18 protein-coding genes are annotated in these 24,790 nt (G+C 44.1%); 10 read left to right on the top strand and 8 right to left on the bottom strand.

The annotated features are described in order from the left end of the window. Window positions 1–28 precede the first annotated feature (28 nt). From pdxA to lptD, 3 genes are read right to left on the bottom strand one after another with little or no spacing between them, the layout of a single operon-like run. On the bottom strand, window positions 29–1,012 hold the full coding sequence (gene pdxA / locus ACSLUR_RS08030; protein ID WP_448553453.1) for a 4-hydroxythreonine-4-phosphate dehydrogenase PdxA: 984 nt from the start codon (window positions 1,010–1,012) through the stop codon (window positions 29–31). Next, window positions 1,012–2,313: a peptidylprolyl isomerase SurA gene (gene surA, locus ACSLUR_RS08025; RefSeq protein WP_448553451.1), complete on the bottom strand. Its 1,302-nt coding sequence runs from the start codon at window positions 2,311–2,313 to the stop codon at window positions 1,012–1,014. Before surA ends, pdxA begins: the two co-directional genes overlap by 1 nt. A gap of 12 nt (window positions 2,314–2,325) precedes the next feature. Continuing rightward, window positions 2,326–4,605 (bottom strand): LPS-assembly protein LptD, encoded by a 2,280-nt coding sequence (gene lptD / locus ACSLUR_RS08020; protein ID WP_448553449.1) that lies wholly within the window; start codon window positions 4,603–4,605, stop codon window positions 2,326–2,328. Window positions 4,606–4,777: 172 nt separating this feature from the next. On the opposite strand from lptD, the gene ACSLUR_RS08015 reads away from it, so the two are divergent. From ACSLUR_RS08015 to ACSLUR_RS08000, 4 genes are all read left to right on the top strand, one after another. Further along, on the top strand, window positions 4,778–5,836 hold the full coding sequence (locus tag ACSLUR_RS08015) for an aminoglycoside phosphotransferase family protein (protein ID WP_448553447.1): 1,059 nt from the start codon (window positions 4,778–4,780) through the stop codon (window positions 5,834–5,836). Next, the gene (murU, locus tag ACSLUR_RS08010) at window positions 5,833–6,573 is read left to right on the top strand and encodes an N-acetylmuramate alpha-1-phosphate uridylyltransferase MurU (protein WP_448553445.1); all 741 of its coding nucleotides are present in this window, start codon (window positions 5,833–5,835) and stop codon (window positions 6,571–6,573) included. Before ACSLUR_RS08015 ends, murU begins: the two co-directional genes overlap by 4 nt. Before the next feature lie 56 nt (window positions 6,574–6,629). Beyond that, window positions 6,630–7,451, top strand: coding sequence for a co-chaperone DjlA (djlA, locus tag ACSLUR_RS08005; protein ID WP_448553443.1), 822 nt, complete (start codon window positions 6,630–6,632; stop codon window positions 7,449–7,451). A 110-nt stretch (window positions 7,452–7,561) separates the two neighbouring features. Continuing rightward, window positions 7,562–8,137, top strand: coding sequence for a lipid-binding SYLF domain-containing protein (locus ACSLUR_RS08000; RefSeq protein WP_448553441.1), 576 nt, complete (start codon window positions 7,562–7,564; stop codon window positions 8,135–8,137). 68 nt (window positions 8,138–8,205) lie between these two features. On the opposite strand, the gene ACSLUR_RS07995 is transcribed toward ACSLUR_RS08000, so the two are convergent. The 3 genes from ACSLUR_RS07995 to rapA form a co-directional block, all read right to left on the bottom strand. Further along, complete coding sequence (locus tag ACSLUR_RS07995) at window positions 8,206–9,201, bottom strand: DUF3530 family protein (protein WP_448553439.1); 996 nt, start codon at window positions 9,199–9,201, stop codon at window positions 8,206–8,208. A 101-nt stretch (window positions 9,202–9,302) separates the two neighbouring features. Then, window positions 9,303–9,989: an RluA family pseudouridine synthase gene (locus ACSLUR_RS07990; RefSeq protein WP_448553437.1), complete on the bottom strand. Its 687-nt coding sequence runs from the start codon at window positions 9,987–9,989 to the stop codon at window positions 9,303–9,305. A gap of 26 nt (window positions 9,990–10,015) precedes the next feature. Further along, complete coding sequence (gene rapA, locus ACSLUR_RS07985) at window positions 10,016–12,919, bottom strand: RNA polymerase-associated protein RapA (protein WP_448553435.1); 2,904 nt, start codon at window positions 12,917–12,919, stop codon at window positions 10,016–10,018. A 508-nt stretch (window positions 12,920–13,427) separates the two neighbouring features. On the opposite strand from rapA, the gene ACSLUR_RS07980 reads away from it, so the two are divergent. Next, the gene (locus tag ACSLUR_RS07980; RefSeq protein WP_448554347.1) at window positions 13,428–14,816 is read left to right on the top strand and encodes a PhoH family protein; all 1,389 of its coding nucleotides are present in this window, start codon (window positions 13,428–13,430) and stop codon (window positions 14,814–14,816) included. Window positions 14,817–14,911: 95 nt separating this feature from the next. On the opposite strand, the gene ACSLUR_RS07975 is transcribed toward ACSLUR_RS07980, so the two are convergent. After that, entirely contained in the window at window positions 14,912–15,817 is a 906-nt protein-coding gene (locus ACSLUR_RS07975) for a LysR family transcriptional regulator (protein ID WP_448553433.1), read from the bottom strand. A 207-nt stretch (window positions 15,818–16,024) separates the two neighbouring features. Between ACSLUR_RS07975 and ACSLUR_RS07970 the strand changes: the two genes are divergently transcribed. The 4 genes from ACSLUR_RS07970 to ACSLUR_RS07955 all read left to right on the top strand — a co-directional run bounded on the left by ACSLUR_RS07970 (window position 16,025) and on the right by ACSLUR_RS07955 (window position 22,177). Next, entirely contained in the window at window positions 16,025–17,725 is a 1,701-nt protein-coding gene (locus ACSLUR_RS07970) for an L-lactate permease (RefSeq protein ID WP_448553431.1), read from the top strand. Window positions 17,726–17,782: 57 nt separating this feature from the next. Further along, entirely contained in the window at window positions 17,783–19,483 is a 1,701-nt protein-coding gene (gene dld / locus ACSLUR_RS07965) for a D-lactate dehydrogenase (protein WP_448553429.1), read from the top strand. 32 nt (window positions 19,484–19,515) lie between these two features. Beyond that, window positions 19,516–20,664 carry an alpha-hydroxy acid oxidase gene (locus ACSLUR_RS07960; protein WP_448553427.1) on the top strand — a complete coding sequence of 383 codons (1,149 nt, stop codon included), beginning with the start codon at window positions 19,516–19,518 and terminating at the stop codon, window positions 20,662–20,664. A 325-nt stretch (window positions 20,665–20,989) separates the two neighbouring features. Next, entirely contained in the window at window positions 20,990–22,177 is a 1,188-nt protein-coding gene (locus ACSLUR_RS07955; protein ID WP_448553426.1) for an ABC transporter substrate-binding protein, read from the top strand. Window positions 22,178–22,344: 167 nt separating this feature from the next. Here the strand turns inward: ACSLUR_RS07955 and ACSLUR_RS07950 are convergent, their stop codons facing one another. After that, window positions 22,345–23,235, bottom strand: coding sequence for a substrate-binding periplasmic protein (locus tag ACSLUR_RS07950; protein WP_448553424.1), 891 nt, complete (start codon window positions 23,233–23,235; stop codon window positions 22,345–22,347). Window positions 23,236–23,866: 631 nt separating this feature from the next. Here ACSLUR_RS07950 and ACSLUR_RS07945 point away from each other — a divergent pair. Further along, complete coding sequence (locus ACSLUR_RS07945) at window positions 23,867–24,574, top strand: PEP-CTERM sorting domain-containing protein (RefSeq protein ID WP_448553422.1); 708 nt, start codon at window positions 23,867–23,869, stop codon at window positions 24,572–24,574. Window positions 24,575–24,790 lie beyond the last annotated feature (216 nt).

Here is a 24,790-nt window from a genome sequence, read left to right as displayed (position 1 = left end):
TGGGTTGAGCTAATCGAACTATCACTTATTATGAGTGATTTTCGGCTAAATCAATCGCCGTTTGGATGGCTTCAATCATACTGCCAGTATCGGCTTGGCTTGTACCAGCCAACTCAAGTGCAGTGCCATGGTCTACTGAGGTGCGCACAAAAGGCAAACCAAGGGTGATGTTTACTGATGAACCAAACCCTTTATATTTTAGCACTGGCAAGCCTTGATCGTGATACATACTTAAAATTGCATCAGCATCTTGCAAATATTTTTCTTGGAAAATGGTATCGGCTGGCAGTGGACCAATCACGTTAATGCCTTCTTCGCGAAGCTCAGCAAAGGCTGGGTTCATCACTTCAATTTCTTCGCGGCCTAAATGGCCATCTTCACCGGCATGTGGATTTATTCCGCACGCGTATATCTTTGGTTGCTCAATGCCAAACTTTTCACGTAGGTCGTGATCGAGAATACGGGTGACTTTTTGCAAACGTTCAGGGGTGATGGCTTTTGACACATAAGCGAGTGGAATATGGGTAGTCACCAAAGCCACACGCAAGCCAGGTGTTGCAAGCATCATCACTACATCAGAACAATTTGCTTGGTGGGCAAAGTATTCCGTATGGCCACTAAAGGCAATACCAGCTTGGTTGATCAGCCCTTTGTGCACCGGGCCAGTAACCACTGCATCAAATTCACCAGAGATATTGATTTCACTGGCAACACGCAGTGTTTCGACAACGTAAGCACCATTACTTGGGTTCAATTGCCCCGGCACAACTTCAGCTGCTGTTGGAATATCCTTGATAACTAGAGTGCCTGCTTTTTGTGGCTGAGGCTGAGCATTGCTATCGTAATCTGTGAGTGAAAGTGGCAAGCCAAGCTGCTGAGCGCGCTCGGTCATGGCCTTACGACAGCCAACAACAACGAGTTGCACTGGCCAATCTTGCTGAGCAATCGCAACAGCCAGATCTGGACCAATCCCTGCCGGTTCACCCGGCGTGATAGCAATGCGTTTGACCATTAGTTTGTTTCCTGTTCGAAAATCTCGATATAAGCTTCGTCGCGTGTTTCTTTGATCCAGCGAGCGCTTTCCGTACCAAATTTACGGTTAAACAGTAATTGGTAAGCTCGGTTTTCGTTCATTTGATCGGTTGCATCTAGCATACGGCGACCTGTAAGTTGCACTAAATGCCAGCCAAATGAAGAGCGGAATGGTTTGTGGTATTCATCGATAGATAGACGAGCTAGGGCATCTCGAAACGCAGGGTCGTAAGACTTAGGATCTGCCCAGCCTAAATCACCACCGCGAACTGACGTTGGGCCTTCAGAGTGCTCTTTGGCTAAATCGGCAAAATCAGCTTCGCCAGCATTAATTTGATCAAGGAAACCTTGCAGTGTTTCTTCTGCTTTTGCTTCACTTAAGATAATTGATGGCTTGATCAGGATATGGCGTGCTTGCACTTCTTCAACTTCAACGGTTTGGCGGCCGCGAATATCTAAAATTTTCACAATGCTGAAACCTAAGCCCGTACGAATTGGGCCAAAAATTTCACCTTTCGCTTTGCCGTCAATTAGCTCTGAAAACAAGGTGGGTAATTCATTAATATTGCGGTAACCCAACTCACCGCCTTCTAGGGCGTTGGCATCACCTGATGAAGCAATCGCGATTTTGGCAAAATCAGAGCCGTTATTCAGCAATTCAATGACTTTATCAGCGCGAGTTTTAGCGTCATTCATATCTTGTTGGTTAGGTTCTGGTGGGAACTCAATTAAGATATGACCAAGGTTATATTCAATGTCTTGGTTGGTTTGTGCTTTCATTTCATCGAGCAAATTCGCAACTTCTTGCGGCGAAATATAAACGCGGCGACGCACATTAGCGCGGCGGACTTCGCCAGAAATTAGCTCAGTACGGATGTTCTCGCGGTATTTTTCATAGTTAACCCCTTCAGCAACTAATGCTTCACGGAACTGGCTTAAGGTCAGCTTGTTCTCACGCGCCATGTTGTTGATGGTTTCGTCTAATTGGGCGTCACTAATTTGTACACCCATACGCTCGCCCATTTGCAGCATCAGGCTGTCGTTGATTAATTTATCCATTACCTGAGTGCGCAAAGCACGATCTGATGGCAAGGCTTGGTTATTGCGCTCGGCGTTGCCTTTAATATTGTCTAGTAAGTCTTTGACTTCCGATTCCAATACCACGCCTGAATTGACGATGGCAGCGACTTTGTCAAGCTCTACAACTTCAGCCTTAGCGCTGCTCAGCAGGCTTAGCATCATTGAAGATACTAAGGTGATTGCGGTTAACGTTTTCTTCATGAAATTAACTTCTTAATTATTGAGAAAGTATGGGCGTTTATAGCCAAAAATACTCGAATTAAACATATCTTGTGTGCCAACAGTGGTTGTTTGGCCACCAAACCCTTTGATGACAAACTCTAGCACGAATCCACTATTGAATTCATCGCGGTTTTCAATGCCAAAATTTTCGCTATCAACATTTGAGTTGATATGGCGATGGTAGGCGATTCGAACTGCCCAACAGCAGCTTTCATACTGAAAACCAGCGTAACTTTCCAGGCTGCGTTTTTGCTGGAGGTCTTGGGTAAAACGACCAACAAATTGCCATTCTGGATTTATTCTGACACTTGAAAGCAAAGAAAGTTGCTCAATACTAACACCGGATACGTCACGTGAATACCTGTGGTTTATTTGGAAGATGTTATCGCGGCTTTGGCGGTAGTCGACGTTGACTTGGCTTTTGTTCGTAGTGTCGGTCTCTGTGTTGTATTGAATGTTGCCACTAAACTGCCATTGCTCGTTGCCGCGCACGAATAAGTCAGCAGCAAGCGACGATTTATCAGCCGAAACACCACGTGCATCATCAGCAGCAATATTACTGTCATTTAAGTAAACAATGCGGCCAAGACTCATGCGAAACTGTTCAACATTAGCTTCATCAAGTAAACGCGATGTTAAGCCCCAAGAATACTGATTCGCTTGAGCAATGCGGTCTAAACCACTGAAGCGTCGGTCTCTAAACAGCCCTTGGAAGTCATCTTGCAGTCTGGCTGTATCATAAAGGCCAATGTTGTTTTGGTCTTTATCTGAAATGTATAAATACTGTAGCTGGGGTTCTAAGGTTTGGGTGAAGCTATTGCCAAAGTACTCGGCTTCACGATCAAAGTTGACACCACCATGAAAACGCACTTTCGGTAATGTACGCGTTACACTTTCTTCCAATTCACTGCCCAGCGGCACTTGCTCTTGGTCGTAGTAAGTATTCAGTACCTTAAACTCTGAATTAAAGAAGTATGCTGGTGTGGTAATTGGAACATTGAAGCCTGCTTCAATATGGTAGCGATTTGCTTCGACCAAGTCGGGGTTAGGCGATTCAAAACGCGACAATTCAGAATAAACGTCAAAGCTAGCATCAAATAAGCCGAGTGGGGTTGCGCTTGAAAACTCAACTTGTGGTACGGTTTTGTAGCTTGGTGTGTGATTACCTAAAACTTCAAAATCTTGTAGCTTAATAAGTGCTTGCCAGTTTTCACCAAAGTAGGCGAGTTCACCTAGTTGATACAAGTAGGCATCATTGTCGTTGTAATGACGGCTACCAATATCGACAAGGTAGTTATCATCACTTATCGATGTGTAATCAATGTGAGCACGGAAGTTTTCTGAGAAGTTACCAATGTGCTGATAGCGCCACAAATAACGAGCATCATTATTGGTTTGAATTTCGTCATCTTTGTGCAAGTACTCAAGGTCGAGTTGGCCAAATTGATCGTCGACCAAATAACGAAACTCAGTGAGCAACTGCAAACCGCGCTTCGACATATATCGCGGCGTAATGGTGGCATCGTAATTTTCAGCCAGATTTAAGTAGTAAGGCAGTTCAATTTGAACACCGGAGTTGCCTGAAGATTTAAATGTTGGTTCAAGTAACCCTGATTTACGCTCGTTCGTGACCGGAAAGGAAAAATAAGGTACGTAAAGCACAGGAACTTCAAATAACTCTAGTCTGGCGTTGTAGGCTTCACCTTGGTTCTCAGCAACCGAAATATTGATGGCACTGGCCTTAATTTGCCAATCAGGCACTTCACCGTGACATGTGGTAAAAGTGGAGTCGAGTAAGGCTAAATTGCCATCAGCAGTAATGACTAGCTTACCGGCGCTACCATGGCCAGGATTGTCTGCTAGATAATAGGAAGTATCAGCTAAGGCAGTTGAATTGTCGGCTTCTGAGGCTGACAACTGGTTAGCAAATACGTTAACGCCGCTGTTTTGAAAGTGAATGGTGCCCGAAGCATTAATTTGTGCTTTTAGGCGATCAAAGGCAATTTCATCAGCACTAATTTTCTGATCATCTTTTACTAAAGTAACGCCACCACGAAAAACCGCAACTTGGTCTTTTTCAATGCTAGTGGTGCGAGAGCTGATACTGATGCTGTCTTTGTCCACAGCCTGTACAGGTACTTGAATGACATCAAATTCAGGTAAGGGACAAATCAGACCGGTTGGAGCTTCAGCAGTTTGTTGTGCGATTGCTGGCGAGACAATAAGGTAACAGCTGCTCGCTAATAACAATTTTTTAGTTGGAAAAGGCATTCAGATCCCGAGGTTAATTTACAGCACAAAAACAGGTCGGTTATCCACACACTGTTGCGTTTGATTGTTATTGTTTTGCTAAATCCCGTTATAATATCGTAATTTTCAATAACTCGCTAATTGGTTATATTGACTTTTTAGTATTCAACCATTTTATATTCAGGGATTTTTCTTGTCTTCAGTTCCCCACGCAGTACCCCGCATTCATGAACTAGCTCAATGGCTTGAACAATCGGGATTCTCGTCACCTCAATTAGTCGCCATGACGGGTGATGCAGGCTTTCGTTGCTATTATCGATTTAGTTTTCAAAACGTTGATTATATTGCGGTTGATGCCCCACCTAAATACTGCAATAACAGTGCGTTTTTAGCGATTGCCAATCAGCTTGCCGAGCAAAGTATTAACGTACCTAAAATCTATGCTTATGATTTAGCAAAGGGTTTTTTCTGCTTGCAAGATTTTGGTCGTTGCCTATTGGCTGATGTACTAAGCGATGAGTCGATGCCAACGTGGTATCAAGAGGCCATTGATCTGCTGCCAATTATTGCACAAACCGTTAAAACATCTGATATGCCTGTATTTGATCGCGCATTTGTGGAAACTGAGCTGTCGATATTTACAGAGTGGTTACTGGCGAAGTATTTAAGGCTCACACTAAGTGCTGAAGAGCAATCAATGCTTAAACAAAGCTTTGCTTGCCTTGTTGATAATATTCTGGAGCAGCCGCAAGTGTTTATGCATCGCGACTTTCACAGTCGTAACTTAATGGTGCTAGGCGACAAGCAGAGCAGCGCCGCTCAGCTTGGGGTGATTGATTTCCAAGATGCCGTACTTGGCCCGATTACTTATGATGTGGTGTCACTGTTACGTGACTGCTATGTTAAATGGCCTGCGGAGCAAATTGCCCCGTTATTTGACTACTTTGTCGCAAAAATAGTCACACAAATGACAAATAGTCATACTGAAGCGCAGTCACTCGATATCCCGCTGACAACTTGGCAACGTTGGTTCGATTTAACCGGCTTGCAACGCCATATCAAAGCCAGTGGTATTTTTGCAAGATTGCTGCTTCGGGATAACAAAGCGGGTTATATCAAAGATATCCCGCTGACACTTTCTTACATCGTCGATATCGCCAGTCAATACGCTGAGCTTATGCCGCTAACACAATTTGTTGAAAACCGAGTGATACCTGCCGTTGCTGAGCTTAATCAGGAGCAAGTTTCGTGAAAGCCATGATACTAGCAGCTGGTCGCGGTGAGCGAATGCGGCCATTAACTGACCACACGCCTAAGCCCTTGCTTGAAGTTAAAGGAAAAGCACTGATTGAATATCACCTAGAACAACTCAATCAGCTTGGTATTACTGATGTGGTAATTAACCATGCGTGGCTAGGAGAGCAATTCCCACAAAAGCTAGGTAATGGCAGTAAATATGGCGTAAACATTCACTATAGTGCTGAATCTGATGGCGCATTAGAAACTGCTGGCGGCATCATTAAAGCACTGCCACTTCTAATAGATCAGAGCTTAGTTGAAGAGGAGTCAACAGCAAATGCAGCACAAGAGCCATTTTTAGTGATTAATGGCGATGTGTTTTTGTCTGGTCAATTTACTCAGCTACCTACATTGGCGGAAGATAAATTGGCACACTTGTGGCTTGTTGAAAACCCTGAGCATAATCCTGAAGGCGACTTTTATTTGCATGACGGGCTGGTAACAAATGACTTTGCTGACAATGCAAAGCGGTTCACCTTTAGTGGTATTGCCCTCTATCGACCAGCGTTTTTTACTGCACTGGCGAATGAACCAGCTCAAAAGAGCGAGCCAGCGCAAAAATTAGCATTAGGGCCGTCACTACGTGCTTTAGCGGCGCAGCATCGAATTTCGGGTGAGTTATTGAGTGTTGGCTGGACAGATGTGGGTACGCCAGAGCGATTAGCCTTGCTTACCCAAACAGCGGAATAAGCATATTCACAAGGCTTACAGCAAAAACAAACTAAGGATAAAGAGTAGGAACAAAGATGCGAATTTGGGGTAAATTACTAGGCTTTCTGTTTGGCTTTATGCTCACTAAAAATATATTTGGTGCGCTGCTCGGCCTATGGCTAGGCCACAGGTTTGACAAGGGCGTAGGCCTGAATTTCGAAAGCTTCAGTGTTAACGAGCAGGATGAAATGACTCGCCAAGCGGCATTTTTCTATACCTCTTTTTCTGTGATGGGTCATATCGCGAAAGCCAAAGGACGAGTGACCGAGCACGAAATTGCTTTTGCTACCGCCTATATGAATAAGCTGGGTTTGAAAGGAGAATTGCGCCAGCAAGCCCAAGAAGCATTTCGAGAGGGAAAAGTTGCTGGCTTTCCGCTAAAAGAGCGTTTGCAAAAGTTTAAGCAAAGCTGTCGTGCTCGCAATGACTTGATGTTAATGTTTTTGGAAATCCAAATCCAAGTTGCCTTTGCTGATGGTTCACTTGACCCGGCGGAACGTGAAGTACTGCATAAAATTGCTGGCCATTTAGGTTTTTCGGCACAAGATTTAGATCGATTACTGGAAATGATTATTGCTGGTGAATCTTTCCAACGCCACCAACAGCAACAAAGCCGAGGTGGCCAGCACAGTAGACAAACCAGTTCTAAGTCTTTGTTAAAAGATGCTTATAAAGTGCTTGGTGTGAGTGAATCTGCATCTAAACAAGAAGTGAAAAAAGCCTATAAAAAACTCATGTCTCAGCATCACCCAGACAAACTTGTTGCCAAAGGCTTACCTGCAGAAATGATGGAGTTAGCCAAACAAAAAACTCAGGATATTCAAGCCGCTTACGATCTTATTAATCGTCATTTGTAAGCCAGAACTCTATTAAAACTCTGCCCTTTGCAAAAAGTGCCAGTGGTCTCTGCTAGTATAAATAAAAGAAACGATTGAAGAATGCTTTTGAGCTATTACAGGAGCACTTAATGACTTTATCAATGCCTTTAAAAATTCAATTATTTGCTTGTGCAGCGCTACTTGCTTGCCTTTCGCCTAAGGCTGCCTTGGCAAGTGCTGCTGAAGATCGCAAAGAAATTAATGAGATGCGCACGCAAATACTGCAGCGCCTCTATAAAGAAGAGCCAAGCACGAAAGCACTTATTCGCAAAGCGGCTGGCTACGCAACCTTTTCAAATATCGGTGTTAATTTGATTTTTCTCTCTGCAGGCGGCGGTAGTGGTGTGGTTCGAGATAACGCTACAGGTCAAGACATTTATATGAAAATGGGTACGGCAGGCGTGGGTATCGGCTTAGGTGTTAAAGATTTTAGCGCGGTGTTTGTGTTTCATTCGAAAAAGGCGCTAAATAATTTTGTTGAATACGGCTGGGACTTTTCTGGTCAAGCGGATGCCGCCGCTAAATCAGGTAAAAAAGGTAGTGAGGGCAGTGCTGCGGTAACTGTCATCAAGGAAGTGGATGTGTATCAAATGACGGAAAATGGCCTAGCCTTGCAAGCGACACTGCAAGGTACTAAATACTGGAAAAATGATAAATTGAATTAGCGAATAGATTTTCTGGTTATCGGTTAAGTCTGATTATCGGTTAAGTCTGGTTTACGCTACTTCTAACCCTACCAACCAACAGTGGTTAGCCAACCTTTAATTTCTTTCGCTAAGCGCTCTTCTGGGTAATAGCCCGCGCGAAAGTTTGTTAACTCTCGTTGGCGATAGATGGGCTTTAATTCACGTTTAGCGGCTTTTTGACGATCTTGAGCAAAGTATTTGATCCAGTGAACGTCTTTTTTCAAGACAATATCTAATACAGGTAGCTCTGAGCCTGCAATTTGTTCTGCTAAACGCTGATTACCTGCCGCGCTTTGCCGATGAGCGCTCAAGGTAATCAAGGCATTGGGCTGTTCAACGGCGGCTTGTTCATACAAATCAAGCAAAATTGCAGCGTTATTTCCTTGCGCTATTACTAAGAATACACCAGGGTACTCAGCTGCTTTCTCCATCACACTAGTAAGCATAGGCGCTAGTTGCTCAGCGTATTTCGTCAACATTTCCTTGTTTTCTTCAGCAGCTAGCGAAGGTTTTAGTTGCTGGCTAGGGTAGTTTTCAGGTTTAGTGATAGGTTGGATCGCAATCGTTGTCCAGCCTTCATTGGGCAGGTGCTGACGCAAAAAATTAATGGCACGAGTATCTGTTGCTGCTTGGTTCCATTCAGGTAGTAAAATCGCGATACCGCGATCGGTACTATGATTGTCGGGCTGTAGAATGGTCAGAAAATCTTCGGTACCTGCCAGCATAGGGTTGACAAGACTGCTATCAAGGCTGCGTTCTATGTCTTGGGTAAACTGCTCGATAAGTGAAACTGGTGGACGAATGTTGGATTGCTTATTAGCCATATCCTTGCCAGCCATATCTTTACCCACCATGTCGCCACTTTTCATATCGCCGTCGGCCATACTTTTGTCTTGCATGTCCTTTTCTTGCATGGGCTGTTCTTGCATAGCATTGTCGCTCGCAGGCTGATTAGCATCAGGGGCTTGCTGCGCGTTAACACTTGTTGTGCTTAGCAATAAACTAATCGCGAAAAAGAAAATGACAGAAATAGAATGCTTCACTTATCGATTACCTACCGAATAACTATCTACTGAATAAACCAAGTGCCGACAATAATCGTTGGCCACAAACTAATAGTTTATCGGCCAATACTAACACGCCTTTAGGCTTGTGGAATATGGTCTTGAAACAGGCAAGGTGCGGTAAAGGTTAAACACTCTTTAGTTACAGGATGGGCTAGGGTTAGAGAGCTTGCATGTAGTTGCAGACGATTGCTTAGTGCCAATGCTCGGTCATGGGCATAGAGGCGATCGCCAATAATTGGATGGCCAAGGGCTAACATATGCACCCGTAATTGATGAGAGCGGCCAGTCACTGGCGTTAGTTCAACCAAGGCAGTTTCGCTTTCTTGGCTGATAAGCTGGTAGCGGGTCAGCGCTTTTTTACCATGCTCATGATCGACTTTTTGTTTTGGTCGATTAGGCCAGTCACAAATGAGCGGTAAATTCACTTCGCCAGAAGGCTCGTCTAGTTGACCATAAACGCGAGCAAGGTAGCTTTTTTGAGTTTGACGCTTTTCGAACTGGCGACTGATATCGACATGAGCGGGTTTATTGAGTGCCATCACAATAATACCTGATGTCGCCATATCTAAGCGGTGTACTATGGTTGCTGTCGGCAGTACCGACATTACGCGGTGCTGCAAACAATCCTGATGTTCAGCTAAACGACCGGGCACCGATAAAATGCCACTTTGCTTATTTAGCACTACCAAGTCATCGTCTTGATAGATGATGTCTAAATAAGGTGACATCGGTGGTCGATAGATAAAATCAGGATTGGCTACCATAACAACAAACTCTGTAATTACTCGGCCTAGTGCGTCACCACAATCAGGCGAATTGCTTCAAAGGTTAACTGTGCTTTGGCTAAGTAATCAGTTAATTGGCTTTGCTGCGTTTTAATAAAGTCGAGCTCTGCTTGGCGAACACTTGGGTTAATCGCCGCTAATGCTTGCAGGCGATCAAACTCTTGATCAAGTGTCTGGTGCATATTGGCGTTAGCCTTTTCCGTGATCGCCGGGATTTGCGCTTGTGCATGTGCTTCTGCTTTAGTCACCAATGCAGGCACTTCACCTTTTAGTGCTTTAATCAGTTGAGTCGCCACTTGTTTCTTCACTGGCGTTAATTGCTGCTCAAGCACTTGTGAAGACACCTTGCTCGCTAAGTTATTACCGGCTTTGTCTACTAACACGCGAATCGGCGTAGTTGGCAAGTAACGGCCTAGTTGCAAGTGGCTTGGCGCCGTTGCTTCAACGGTGAAAATACACTCTAGGAAGAATGTACCAACGGGCAGTGCTGGGTTTTTCAATAAACCGATGCTGGCGTTACCAATTTCGTCGCTGAGCACTAAATCCATCGCGCCACGCACCATAGGGTGATCCCATGAAAGTAGCTGGTAGTCTTCACATGCCAAGGCAGTTTCGCGATCAAAGGTCACTGTGGTGCCATCTTCCGGTAACTGCGGGAAGTTTGGTGATAGCATATGCTCAGTTGGGTTTAGGGCAATCGCATTGTCAGCTTTGTCGTCTTGCTGAATCCCAAAAACATCAAACACTTGGAACATATACTGTGGCAAGTCGATTTGGTTATCTAATTTTGCTACCTGTTCAACAATTTCTTGCGCGCGGCCTTGGCCACTTGAATTCAGCTCGAGCAATTTGTCACGGCCACTTTCAAGTTCTTGCTTGATGGTTAGATGTTGCTGATGGCTTGCTTCAATCACAGCATCAATGGCATCACCTTGCCAGTTTTGCGCAAACATTGCCGCTTGTAACTCACTGCCATGGCTTTCAAATACCGCACGACCCGTTACACAAGTGTGCTCGAAGGCATTTAATGACTCTTGGTACCAGCGGTAGAGCAGCGCTTGTGGTGATTGCTCAAAATACGGGATATGTAACTTGATGGTTTGCGTTTGACCAATACGATCTAAACGACCAATGCGCTGCTCTAATAAATCAGGGTTAGTTGGCAGGTCGAATAATACCAAGTGGTGAGCGAACTGGAAGTTACGGCCTTCACTACCTATTTCTGAACAAAGCAGCACTTGTGCGCTATCTTCTTCTTGGGCGAAGTAAGCAGCGGCGCGGTCACGTTCAAAAATACTTAAACCTTCGTGGAATACCGCCGCGCGAATACCTTCTTTTACGCGCAAGGCGTTTTCTAGTTCAATCGCTGTATCGGCATGGGCACAAATCACTAACACTTTTTCTTGCGTCAGTGATTTTAACAAGTCAATTAAGTAGTCAACGCGAGGGTCGATATCATACCAATTGCTTGTTGCTGAGCTTAAGCTGTATAGACGCTCTGGCGTGTTTAACAACTTACTTTGCCTAAGCTCAGCCAACTCGTCTGCAGATTTATCTGCGACTAAATCATTGATGCTTTGCTGGTAAGCTTCTGGCAAGGTAAGTGGCGCAGGCAGTGCTTTACGCTCTGGGAAACCTTTAATGGTATTACGGCTGTTTCTAAATAGAATTCGCCCAGTGCCATGGCGATCGAGTAATTGCTTAATTAAGCCTTGGCGCGCCGTTTCTTGCGCTTTTTCATCATCGCCCGTTAATTCGGCTAGCTGGCTGTTAATATCAGTTTCATGCAGTAGCTTTTTCAGCGTTTCACTTTGTGTTGCACTTAGCGCTTGCTTGGCAACTAAGGCATTAGCGGCATCGGCAACTTCTGTGTAATGGCTTTCTTCTTCAATAAAGGCTTGATAATCGTAGAAACGATCAGGGTCAAGCAGACGCAAACGGGCAAAGTGGCTTTCGTGGCCTAGTTGATCTGGCGTTGCTGTTAATAGCAATACACCTGGGATCACTTGTGCAAGCTGTTCAATACACTGATATTCAATGCTAGGTGCTTCTTTTGACCAGTTAAGGTGATGCGCTTCATCGACAACCATTAAGTCCCAATCTTCAGCAATGAGTGCTTCGTACCATTGTGGGTTTTCGGTGATGAAACTTAGGTTTACTAATACTAATTGTTCGGCGCTAAACGGGTTCTCGTCGCCACTTTGCTGACAGCGCTCTTCATCGTAAATGGCAAACTTTAAATTAAAGCGGCGTAGCATTTCTACGAGCCACTGGTGCATTAGCGAATCAGGTACCACAATCAACACACGTTGGGCGCGGCCTGTGACGAGTTGTTGATGGATAATCAAACCAGCTTCAATGGTTTTACCTAAACCAACTTCATCGGCAAGCAATACCCTTGGCGCGAATCGACTACCGACTTCTTCAGCGATATAAAGTTGGTGTGGAATTAAGCTAACGCGACCGCCGGCTAAGCCAACTAGCGGTGACTGCTGTTGCTCGTATTGATGTTTAAGGCTGGCTTTGCGTAGACGGAACCAATCAAGGCGATCGACTTGACCGTTGATTAAGCGGTCTTGCGGTTTATTGAACTTGATAAAGTGATCTATCATCACTTCTTTTAACTGGGTTTGCTCACCCGTATCAACGCGTGTGCCTGTGTAGGAAAGTAAGCCACCTTGCTCGACGACATCTTCAACTTTTAGCATCCAGCCTTCATGGCTTGGCACCAAATCACCAGGATTAAAAACTACGCGGGTTAATGGCGCATTGTCGATTGCATATTTTCTCGCTTCACCAGTGGCGGTAAAAATTATCGTGACATGACGATTTTCGACACCGGTAACTGTACCAAGACCTTGATCTGATTCACTATCACTGATCCAACGTTGGCCAGGAAAAAAATGCATATTGACACACTCCAAAAACGATTCAGCCAGTAAAAGAGTTAACGCGCATTGCTTAATTCGTGTAGCAACGCCACTGGCTCAGGCAAAAAAGGGGCGACATATTACCGTTAATACTAGTTGTAATCATCAAAAAATTCGTGTTTTTTCTGTGCGCTTGAAAGGGGGGGAGTAACGACTGTGGTTGAGGAGAATTTTAGCGTTAATGTTAACGGTATAGAAATGTGTTTGTTAGACAAGAAATTACGCGGAAAAATGCGCTTGGTAATAGCCTACTATGACAGCTTTTTAGGCCGCGTCAATAGCTGAAAAAATTGCGTGTAAAATCACCAAAATTTGCTTGCGAGAGCGCTCTTAAGCTGTCAGAGTGAAGTTGTTAAGTTTACAAGGAATTCATCAACCGCTGGAAAAATCGTAGCTTAGGTTGATAGTGACAGTACGGGCTTGTCGACACTTGCCCCATGCGCTTTCGTCTGACTACGATGGCTCTATGCTAAGCGAGCGTGCCTATATGTCTGACGAAACCATTATCTATGTTTTAGATACGAATATCCTGCTTCACGAACCTTTCGCCTTTCTCTCCTTTAAAGAACATGATGTTGTCGTTCCGATGACAGTATTGGAAGAATTAGACTCGATAAAAGACCGCAAAAAAGATGTCAGCCGCGATGCTCGCGTTGCCATTCGCGCACTAGAAGATGTGCTGGCCAATTCGACACCTGAGCAAATTATTGCAGGGGTGCCACTGGCGACGAGTTTGGGCAGCCAAGAACAATCACCTAGTGGTGCGCTATCGATTATCAATGACTATGCACTTGAGCAAAAAGCGTCAACCTTGTCATTTAACGAAAATGATAACCGTATTATCAATGCCGCCATCAATATTCAGAATCATAATCTCGATCGCAAAGTCGTGTTGGTGACCAAAGACATCAATATGCGCCTAAAAGCGAAAGGGGCAGGGATGGCACATGTTGAAGATTATCGTACCGACCAACTGATTGACGATGTTCGCTTTTTAACGAAGGGCTATCACCAATTTGACGGCGACTTTTGGGACAATATCAAAGAGTGTGAAAGCGAAAGTGAAGGGCGTAATACCACGCACTATGTCAAACGTGATATTTTGCCAGCTACTTACATGAACGAATACTTGCTGGATGATGGTGAGCATTTTGCAGGCAAAATTGTCGGTTGGGACGAAGAACAACTGGCGATTCAAGATTTATCGCGCGAGCGCTTAATGGCCAAGCAAGCGTGGGGTATTCATCCGAAAAATATTTATCAAGGGATGGCGATGGACGCCTTGCTCGACCCGACGATTGATTTGGTGATTCTGACTGGCCCTGCCGGCTGTGGTAAAACGCTATTGGCCTTGGCTGCCGCTTTAGAGCAAGTGATTGAGCGTGGCCTATACGACAAAGTGATTGTGACTCGCAGTACGCCAGAAATTGCGGAATCTATTGGTTTCTTGCCGGGCACAGAAGAAGAGAAAATGGCCCCTTGGCTAGCGGCCATTACTGACTCGCTGGAAGTTTTGCACAAGCAAGATGAAAGCATGAGTGGCAGCATGAACTACATAATGGAAAAGGCTAATATTCAATTTAAGTCAGTCAACTTTATGCGCGGTCGCAGCATTCAAAATGCCATCGTGTTACTGGATGAATGCCAAAACCTGACTGCTTCTCAGCTAAAAACCATCATTACTCGTTGTGGTGAAGGCACTAAGCTGGTGTGTTCAGGTAACTTGGCGCAAATTGACAGCAACTACCTAACCGCCGTGACCTCTGGTTTGACCTATATTGTAGAGCGCTTTAAAGACTTTCCCGGCAGCGCGACGATAAACTTAAATGGTGTCGTGCGTAGCCGTTTAGCATCATTTGCCGAAGAAAATTTGTAGTTTTCATTTTAGAACATGACGCTTTCGGTGCAGCTAGCACCGAAAGCGCATCATGGAATCTCTTGGTTTCACTTTATGCGATAAATGGCGGCTTCTTAATAAAAATACTCTTTCTTATGTTGAAAAGCATCGCGAAAATGCTCCACTAATAAGTTAAGCTTTTTATCTGGCTGTCGTGAACGAGGGTAGACAGCATACACCCCTAAGTTTTTTGCTGCATAGTCATCCAATAACGGCACAAGGCGGCCACTTTTTAAATCTTCGTGAATTAATACCTGTGGTAGATATGCGATGCCAAAATCGTTTAGTAGTGCTTGCCTAATCGACTCCAAACTATTGGCGTGAAAGCGGCCAACCACCTGCACATAAAAGTCTTTTTCTTGTTCGCTAAATTGCCAGTTGTCTGGCCCCACTCCTTCATACTTGTAGATCAAACATTGATGATCTTTTAACTGTGCTGGGTGCGGCGGTTTGCCGTGCTGAGCAACATAGCCAGGACTTGCACAAACGACCCAGCGTGAGTCGATTAAGCGCCTAGCAATGAGTGAAGAATCCTCCAAGTCGGCGGTACGTATGGCTAAGTCAAATCCGTCATTAATAATGTCAACCATGCGATTGGTGACTATTAACTCTATTTCGACATCGGGGTATAGCTTGCAGAATTCAGCAATAGATCTACTCAAAATAACATGAGCTGAGACAACGGGAACTGTCACCTTTATTTTACCGCGCACGGCATCGCCGTAGCCCGTTACTGTGTCTTGTGCGTCTTGTAGGGCTTGTTTGGCAAGGCGTGCTTTACCATAAAGCGCATGACCTGCCTCCGTAAGATTGAGTTTGCGCGTGGTGCGATAGAAAAGTTGTACGTTTAATTCTTGCTCTAAGCGCGTAATACGCTTACTCACCACTGAATTTGTCATTGCTAGTTTTTCTGCCACTCTTGAAAATGAGCCTTCATCAACTACTTGTACAAAAAGAAAAATGTCGTCTGCTTTAACCATGCGTTAACCAAATAAAGAAGTGATTATGTCAAAAAAGGAAAAAATGATTCTCTTTTATTAATATATATTAATAGTTCTGATAATTGTACATTCCCGCTAATTTTGTTTACCAAAATGACTACAACAGCAAGCACTAGAAAAACAATCACTAGAACGCAAGGACTGGTAAACAAGCATCTAAGAATATAACGATTAGGAGACTTGAGAGTGAGTGAACTTACTCTGGGCTTTTTGGCGTTGATGCCAATTGCTCTTTCAGCATTATTATTGGTCGGTTTACACTGGCCAGCGAAAAAAGCGATGCCAGTAGTACTATTGGTGACCGCTTTATTAGGTTTATTAGTTTGGGACATGAGCGCCAATAGAGTTATTGCCTCTATTTTACAGGGTATGGGGATTACCGTGTCTGTGCTATGGATTGTCTTTGGCGCTATTTTCCTGCTTAACACGTTAAAACACACCGGTGCTATTGCCGTTATTCGTCAAGGGTTTACTCAAGTATCTCCTGATAGACGTATTCAAGCGATTGTGATTGCTTGGTGTTTTGGTACTTTTATTGAAGGTGCTTCTGGTTTTGGTACGCCTGCTGCGATTGCTGCGCCATTACTGGTCGCCATTGGTTTCCCTGCCGTTGCTGCTGTTCTTATGGGCATGATGATCCAAAGCACGCCAGTATCATTTGGTGCTGTTGGTACGCCAATCGTGATTGGTGTTAACAAAGGTCTAGATACGGTTGCCATTGAAGCGCAATTAGCTAGCCAAGGTTGGACATGGGAGCAATACCTGCAGCTTATCACGGCTGATGTTGCCATTATTCACGCCATTATTGGTACGTTAATGCCATTGTTTATGGTGATGATGCTAACCCGCTTTTTCGGCAAAAATAAAAGCTGGAAAGAAGGCTTAGAGATATTACCTTTCGCATTATTCGCGGGTATCGCTTTCACCATTCCTTATGCATTAACAGGTATTTTCCTAGGGCCAGAATTCCCATCACTAATCGGTGGTTTAGTGAGCATGGCCATTGTTGTCAGCGCTGCTAAAAAAGGCTTCTTAACTCCTAAAAATCACTGGCAATTCCCTGAAAAGTCACAATGGCCAGAAAACTGGTTAGGTAAACTGGAAATTGCTGACAACGATCTGAAAGTGACCAAGCCAATGTCACAAGTCATTGCTTGGACGCCCTATCTACTAGTGGCTGCTCTTTTAGTTTGCTCACGTGTGTTTGGTGATTTCAAAGCACTACTTAATAGCGTCAGCATTGGTTTTACTGACATTCTTGGTGAAGCCGGCGTGAGTACCGCGTTTAGCCCGCTTTACTTGCCGGGTGGTTTATTACTGATTGGCGCGCTAGCAGCGGTAATGTTGCAAGGTAGCACAACTACGCGTGGCGATGCGCTAAGCAAAGCGTTTAAAGAGTCGAGCAAAACTATTTTCAGTGCTGGCTTCGTGCTGATTTTCACTATTCCGATGGTACGATTATTTATTAACTCGGGCGTTAACATGGCTGATTTACCGAGCATGCCAATGAGCAGCGCGCAAATGTTTGCCACTTGGTTTGGTGACGCCTTCCCACTGATCAGTCCAACGATTGGCGCATTAGGTGCCTTTATCGCTGGTTCAAATACTGTTTCGAACATGATGTTCAGCCAGTTCCAATATGAAGCGGCAGTCAGCTTACACCTATCGCCTGCGATTATTATTGCTGCCCAAGCGGTTGGCGCTGCTGCAGGTAATATGATTGCCATTCACAACGTTGTTGCGGCAAGTGCTACCGTTGGCCTGCTTGGCCAAGAAGGGGCAACCTTAAGAAAAACGGTATTGCCAACGATTTACTATGTGTTATTTGCTGGCGCGTTAGTCATGTTTGCCTTATATGGCTTGCAATTGACTGGTCCACTTGGCTAAACGTTAGAAAAGTTAACCCGTTACACACGTGTTAACGATTACTGATTCGAGATTAATATGGATAAGAAACGACTTATTTCAGATTTAACCGATGCGTTAGGTGAAAACAAAATTCGCGTTGGCCAGAAAAGCACTGAGCATTTTCGCACCGGCTGGCGCTCGGGTGGCGGCAGCGCACTAGCAGTTGTCTTCCCTGAAACACTGGTAGAATTTTGGCAGGTGTTAAAGCTTTGTGTTGCTGCTGACTGCATTATGATCATGCAAGCAGCAAACACTGGTCTGACAGAGGGCTCAACACCCAGTGGTGATGACTACGACAGAGAAATTGTCATCATCAATACCTTGGCAATGAACAAGCTCTTGGTATTAGATGACGGTGAGCAAGTGATCAGCTTCCCTGGTACAACCTTACATACCTTGGAAAAAACACTTAAACCACTTAATCGCGCACCGCATTCGGTCATTGGTTCTTCTTGCCTAGGTGCTTCGATTGTCGGTGGTATTGCCAATAACTCTGGTGGTGCACTGGTGAAACGTGGTCCTGCGTATACGGAATTGTCTTTGTATGCGTGGGTTGACGAGCAAGGTCAACTGGAATTAGTCAATCACTTAGGTATCGACTTAGGTGATACGCCTGAACAAATCTTAGCGAACTTAGAAGCAGAAAAATTCTCGTTGGCAAGTTTAGCGACCGAAGAAAAAGCCAGTGCCAGCGATTACCTTGAGCGTTTACGCGATGTTGATGCCGACACGCCAAGTCGCTTTAATGCGGATACCACCCGTCTTTATGAAGCTAGTGGCTGTGCTGGTAAAGTTGCTGTATTTGCTGTGCGTTTAGATACCTTTGAAGTCGCTAAACAAGAGCAAACTTATTATATCGGTACCAATAACCCTGATACCTTAACCCACTTGCGCCGCCATATTCTGAGCACCTTCAAGCACCTGCCTGAAGTGGGTGAGTATATGCACCGAGATATTTTCGATATCGCGGCGAAATACGGTAAAGACACTTTCTTAAGTATTGAGCATTTAGGTACCGACAGATTACCTAAATTGTTTGCCTTGAAAGGCCGTGTAGATGCCACCTTAAACAAGGTGCCTTTATTGCCTAAGTATATGAGCGATCGTGTATTACAAGTCGCAAGTAAGTGTTTTCCACAGCATTTACCAGAGCGCATGTTGGCTTATCGTGACAAGTACGAGCATCACTTAATTTTGAAAATGAGTGATGAGGGTATTGCTGAAGCGTCTAGCTTTTTGGCGAGCTATTTCAAAGAAAACCCTGACGCAGGAGATTACTTTGAATGCCAACCTGACGAAGCGGCTAAAGCTTACTTGCAACGTTTTGCTGCGGCGGGTGCTGCCATTCGTTATCAAACGCTTCACGACAAAACAGTTGGCGATATCTTAGCGTTAGATATTGCACTTAAGCGCAATGACCCGTTGTGGCAAGAGGAATTGCCACAGTCGATCGCCAGCCAAATCGATAAGTCATTATATTATGGACATTTCTTCTGCTATGTCTTCCACCAAGACTATGTCCTGAAAAAAGGTGCCGATGCCAAGAAAGTGAAAAAAGAAATGCTCGCGCTACTCGACTCTCGCGGGGCTAAATACCCTGCTGAGCACAACGTCGGCCACCTTTATGAAGCAGAACCGGGCGTAAAGGCCTTTTATCAACAGCTTGACCCAACCAATAGCTTTAACCCAGGCGTTGGCCAAATGGACAAGCACAAACGCAACTGTGCTTGCTGTTAATCAGTTAAGACTTAAAGTAGGAGAAGCTGACAATGATGCGATTAAGCCAATGTCATAACTTTCATGATTTTAGAAAACTAGCAAAACAGCGCCTGCCGGGCCCTATCTTTAACTATATTGATGGTGGCGCCGACGACGAAACTACTTATCGTCGCAACACGGATGCGTTTGAAGGCTGTGATTTATTGCCAAGCGTACTGACCGGCGTTGAAGATGTTGATTTATCAACTACCGTCATGGGGCAAAAGCTGGATATGCCAGTGTACTGCTCACCAACAGCGCTGCAGCGCTTGTTCCACCATAAAGGTGAGCGTGCGGTAGCGAAAGCGGCGGAAAAATACGGCACTATGTTTGGTGTTTCCTCCCTAGGTACAGTTAGCCTAGAAGAAATTGCTGACTTGGTAGACACTCCGCAAGTTTACCAGTTCTACTTCCACAAAGATCGCGGCTTAAACAAAGCCATGATGGAGCGTGCCAAAGCCGCTGGTGTTAAAGTGATGATGCTAACGGTTGACTCTATCACCGGTGGTAACCGTGAGCGTGACTTGCGCACTGGCTTCTCTATTCCGTTCCGCTTAACGCTTGCGGGCATGATTCAATTTGCCATTAAGCCAATGTGGGGCATTAACTATGTTACCCATGAAAGCTTTAGCCTACCTCAGCTAGATGCACACATTGATATGGGCAATAGCAGTAGCTCAATTGGTGATTATTTCACTAAAATGCTTGATCCATCAATGAACTGGAAAGATGTTGAAGAGATGGTTAAGTTCTGGGATGGCGAGTTCTGCTTAAAAGGCATTATGACGGTTGAAGACGCTAAACGCGCCGCTGATATTGGCTGTACTGGTATCGTGATCTCTAACCATGGTGGCCGTCAGCTTGATGGCTCTCGCAGCTCGTTCGATCAACTGGCAGAAATTGTTGATGCTGTTGGTGATCGCATTGACGTGTTGTTCGACAGTGGTGTTCAGCGTGGTACCCATGTGCTTAAAGCCTTATCACTTGGCGCAAAAGCGGTCGGTATTGGTCGCGGTTACTTGTACCCATTAGCCGCAGCGGGTCAACCGGGTGTTGAACGTATGCTTGGCTTAATGAAAGAAGAGCTACTGCGTGATATGCGCTTAATGGGCTGCAATTCATTGGATCAACTATCACGCGGCAATTTGCGTTTTAGATAAGCCTTGGTGATGAGCTTAGGCAGTGTATGCTGCCTTTGCTGATTTGTTCAGTTATTGCCATTCTCTCAACATTATCAAGAAAACCTCTCTATAAAATTCAGATGCTTGTTAAAGGATTCGAAAGTCACTTTAGCGAGTCGGAATTGCACGCAAAATGCTGCACGCTGGTATAGCTACTTTTAATCTAGATTTCTGAAAGTGCTGTTATTAGCTGCCGAACAGCTAATAAATAATTCTAGAATTGAAGAAACTTACTCAATAAGTAAAGATAAAAATATGCTTTGTCTTCTGTGCTAATCTTGTTACAAGTGCTGGCATTGATGGGGTGTTACATATCAATATTCTAACTCGCCAAGTTGCTCGCTTGTATTGGAATGTTTTATTACTATTACTCTGCGTAAGCGTTAATGCCAGCGCTAATAGCTTGGCATTTAGCAAAGAAGCAAACGAGCAAGCCCGAAAAAATGGTGACTCGCTTGTTCAAGACAAGCTCTCCATTGCGTTAATTTTACCTCAAGCTGCTGAGCACGGATTTTGGCGAATCGTCGAAGATGTCGCTTTTGCAGTGGCTGCTGATCTTGATATTAATATCCAAACTTATTCATCAGTAGAAAGCCGATTTTCGTTGCTGGCTACCGTTAATCATCTGCTCCGTCAGGATAAAAGACCTGATTATGTCATTATTCGCCCCTACCAAGGTAATGCCAAATCATTGTTTGATCTACTTAACCAAGCAAACGTTAAATTTATCACCTTAGAAGATACCGATTTTGATAATCAAGATGGCATTATTCAATACCCTACTGAATCTTATCCTAGTTGGATAGGGGAAGTTGTTTATGATAATCAACAAGGTAGTCAACTGCTGCTGGATGCTTTGATGCGTGAGCATCAAAATGCATATCCAAATAAGCCAATAAATGTGGTGGGTTTGGGGGGCAATTTTAATTCCGTTTCCAAGCAACGCGAGCAAGTACTGGTGGATATGGACGCTAAGCAAAAGCTCCAGCTAAAGCAGGTATTTTCGACCAATTGGGATAAGCAAGTTGCGCAGGACAAATTGCCCGAGATTTTACGTCGCTACCCGCAAGCTCGATTAATTTGGTGCGCTAACGACGACTTGGCACTGACTGCCTATCAATTAGCTAGTAATCAACAAAGCCAGCCATACTTTATTGGTGGTTTTGATTGGCTGCCAGATGCTATTGATAGTATCGAGCAAGGTAAACTGACAGCATCAGTCGGCGGACATTTTTTAATGGCAGGACAAGCTGTATTGCGAATTGCACAACACCAGCTAGCTGAAAATTCTCAGCGCTATCAGGGGGCATTAGAAAAATATTCTTTTGAGTTAATCACACAAACGAATGTTCGTCAGTTTAGCCGTTTTATCAAACGTAAGGGCTGGCAATCTTTATCTTATCAACGCTACCTTTATCATGGTGTAGGGCTCGCGCCACAAAGACTTTCGATAACCAGTATGCTTAATTTTTACAATGAGTTACCGAAGTGAGCGTAGTTAACACGCTGGAGTTGGTTTGGTGTCCAGATGACTTGATTACGCCGTTATATGGCTAACTCATGTTTTAGCGCCTAGCCCAAGGGTTAGCAAAGGGGCGTTTTTGTTATTAAGCGCATGTACTGATTGTTCCAACAAGAAGACTACGCTTTTTGGGATCACTAATTGTTGGTAGCTTTGTAGTGAACTCGCCGAATTTCAAGAAACTCGTCATTAGCAACTCCTTGCTCGATAATCTTCTCCAACTCAACTTTGCGATGAAAAAGCTTTGAATTTGGAGAAATGACAAAATGTGATTGCTTTCTCAAGTATTGAGGCTGCCAAGTAGACTTGACTATATCTTCAGTTAAACCCATTTGTTGCAGTACCGCCTTAGTGCTCAGATTCGTATGAAAAAAACCATCAATGCGATTGTGCTTCAGCAGCAATATTTTTTGTTCTAGCGTATTAACCGTGATTTTTTTGGATGCCTTATCGTTGTCAAATATTGGGAAGACTTCTGAGCCTGTATTTAAGCCAATGGCAGCGTTGATAAGCTGTCGGTAATTGGTGATTGTATCTTTGTCGTCGTGATTGACGAACAGATATTCGGTAATTGGGCTGTAGGCGGGTTGCAAAAAGGTGAGTGCTGGGTTTTCTCGGTAGTTGAGAATAATGATATCGATAGTGCCTTTCTCAAGCTCCTTGATTCGCCGCGCCAATGGCATAGGTTTGATATTGACTTTAACGTTGAGCTTTTGGCCGAGATAGCGCATATATTTGGCGTGTAAACCTTTGGGAAAATCTGGCGATACCGATGCGGTAATTACAGAATCTTCGACATGTGAAACAGTGTCTTGGGCAAACACAATAACGGGCAGTGTAAAAAACACTGACAATAGTATGATTATTGAGCGATAACTCATGGTGCGCAATGTCGAAAGCCTTCCACTAATGTTGGTTTGAACACTTGTTGTTGGTATTAGGGCGTGTTGATCTTTCAGGGTTGTTTTTGCAGCAGTCTGTTTGGGTTTTATACAAGGCGGCACTTGTGCAGTGTAGTCATTCTCCATAAATAAGTGCCAACAAAGTAGAAAACTCAAACATACGCTGCCCTTTTGTTTTAATTGATTGGGTTCATCTAAACGCCTCCTGCTCATTGTTGCTCGCTTTTTACATAGAACAACTATGCGACAAAACGAGCGCCGCGATCAGAAAGCGTTTAGATTGAACAAAATTCAACCTCGAAAGCTCAACACGCCCTGATCTCCAGCCTATTTGGTCAGGCGATGTTACGGCAAAAGTCAGCTAGCTTATTTAATAATACTTAGCTGAAGGTCATGCCCTGCTTTGACTCGGGAGCTTTGTTTTGGTTTACGTGCTTTACTTTAAGTGCTGTCTATTAAGTATAGTGCTCTTCACTCAAGGCGGCTGTTTTTCTTAGGTGGTAGCTGGCTGATATCTGGCTTCTAACTCTTTAACTTATTGAACAGTAAATAATTACTAGTAAGTGTCAGATTATTTAACACTTTCTTTTGTTGAGAAAAAGGATGAACTTTAACTCTATGATAATTAGGAGTTTTTTATAATGGTGTTGTTTTTGCTTAAGCACATGTTAACTATCATGTTAAGCAAGCTAACTATTTGTTTAACATAGAAAACATTATTGTTTTATCTTTTAATTAACTTGTTTTAGGTTGTAGCATGTTGAAGTCTATTAAAAGCCTTTCATTTTTATCTCTATTCCTAATTTTTACTAATGCGCAAGCCAATATTATTATTGATACCAGTTTGTGGACATTGGCAGAATCTCCTGCGCGTGGTGGCTCGCAAGGTATTACCAGTGCAAATGGCAATCAAGCAATACAAAATAACAATGCCAATGGCGCTTTAATTAGTGATTTCATTTTTGATGGTGATTTTGTATTTAGTGGCTTTATGACGCCGACATCGGATTTATTTGATGATGACGATATTCTCGGTGTTGTGTTTGGCTGGCAAGACGAGCGAAATCACTATCGCTTGGGTTGGGAGCAAGGTGGCTTAAACGATCGTGGTGATCGTGCTGACGGCCGGTTCTCCGTTTCTAGTGGTCTGTTTTTAGTTAAAGAAGTCGATGGTGTTTCAAGCACTTTGTTCGAGCAGGAATTGTTTTGGCAGGATGATGTTAATTATCGCTTTAGCGTTTCACGTTCAGGTGAGGAAATTTCATTTAGCTTAGGTGGTGTAGAGCAGTCATTTACCGATAATAGCTTTACCGCTGGCCATGTTGGCTTTTATACCGAGAGTCAAACGGCACGCTTTTCGAGCTTAGCTGGCCGTCCAAACAGTGCTGAAATTCCAGAGCCAGATACTTTAGCATTGCTTGGTTTAGTTTTACTTGGTGTCGCGGTGCGTAAATCTCGCCGCTAAACCATTGTCAGGCTAATAGTGTGAATGCTGATTTGTCTTGAGCTATCAAGCAGATCAGCTAGTCACTCGGTTGTTTCAATAAAACCACCGCCACCGCTCTGTTACTCTAGTTATTGTCAGCAATAGTTGAACTTATTTAGTCCTTTTCGGCATAGCGAGGTTGCTTATTATTTGTTAACGTGAGTAAGTATTAATTGTTACTACTTACAAAGAGTT

It is taken from the genome of Thalassotalea montiporae, from assembly GCF_053485855.1.
This window is presented reverse-complemented; position numbering and strand designations above follow the sequence as displayed.

What these genes read in the sequence shown, in the direction of transcription:
- pdxA (WP_448553453.1), bottom strand. Translation starts at nt 1,012, where the DNA reads ATGGTCAAACGCATTGCTATCACGCCGGGTGAACCGGCAGGGATTGGT.
- surA (WP_448553451.1), bottom strand. Translation starts at nt 2,313, where the DNA reads ATGAAGAAAACGTTAACCGCAATCACCTTAGTATCTTCAATGATGCTA.
- lptD (WP_448553449.1), bottom strand. Translation starts at nt 4,605, where the DNA reads ATGCCTTTTCCAACTAAAAAATTGTTATTAGCGAGCAGCTGTTACCTT.
- djlA (WP_448553443.1), top strand. Translation starts at nt 6,630, where the DNA reads ATGCGAATTTGGGGTAAATTACTAGGCTTTCTGTTTGGCTTTATGCTC.
- ACSLUR_RS08000 (WP_448553441.1), top strand. Translation starts at nt 7,562, where the DNA reads ATGACTTTATCAATGCCTTTAAAAATTCAATTATTTGCTTGTGCAGCG.
- ACSLUR_RS07990 (WP_448553437.1), bottom strand. Translation starts at nt 9,989, where the DNA reads ATGGTAGCCAATCCTGATTTTATCTATCGACCACCGATGTCACCTTAT.
- rapA (WP_448553435.1), bottom strand. Translation starts at nt 12,919, where the DNA reads ATGCATTTTTTTCCTGGCCAACGTTGGATCAGTGATAGTGAATCAGAT.
- ACSLUR_RS07980 (WP_448554347.1), top strand. Translation starts at nt 13,428, where the DNA reads ATGTCTGACGAAACCATTATCTATGTTTTAGATACGAATATCCTGCTT.
- ACSLUR_RS07975 (WP_448553433.1), bottom strand. Translation starts at nt 15,817, where the DNA reads ATGGTTAAAGCAGACGACATTTTTCTTTTTGTACAAGTAGTTGATGAA.
- dld (WP_448553429.1), top strand. Translation starts at nt 17,783, where the DNA reads ATGGATAAGAAACGACTTATTTCAGATTTAACCGATGCGTTAGGTGAA.
- ACSLUR_RS07960 (WP_448553427.1), top strand. Translation starts at nt 19,516, where the DNA reads ATGATGCGATTAAGCCAATGTCATAACTTTCATGATTTTAGAAAACTA.
- ACSLUR_RS07950 (WP_448553424.1), bottom strand. Translation starts at nt 23,235, where the DNA reads ATGGAGAATGACTACACTGCACAAGTGCCGCCTTGTATAAAACCCAAA.
- ACSLUR_RS07945 (WP_448553422.1), top strand. Translation starts at nt 23,867, where the DNA reads ATGTTGAAGTCTATTAAAAGCCTTTCATTTTTATCTCTATTCCTAATT.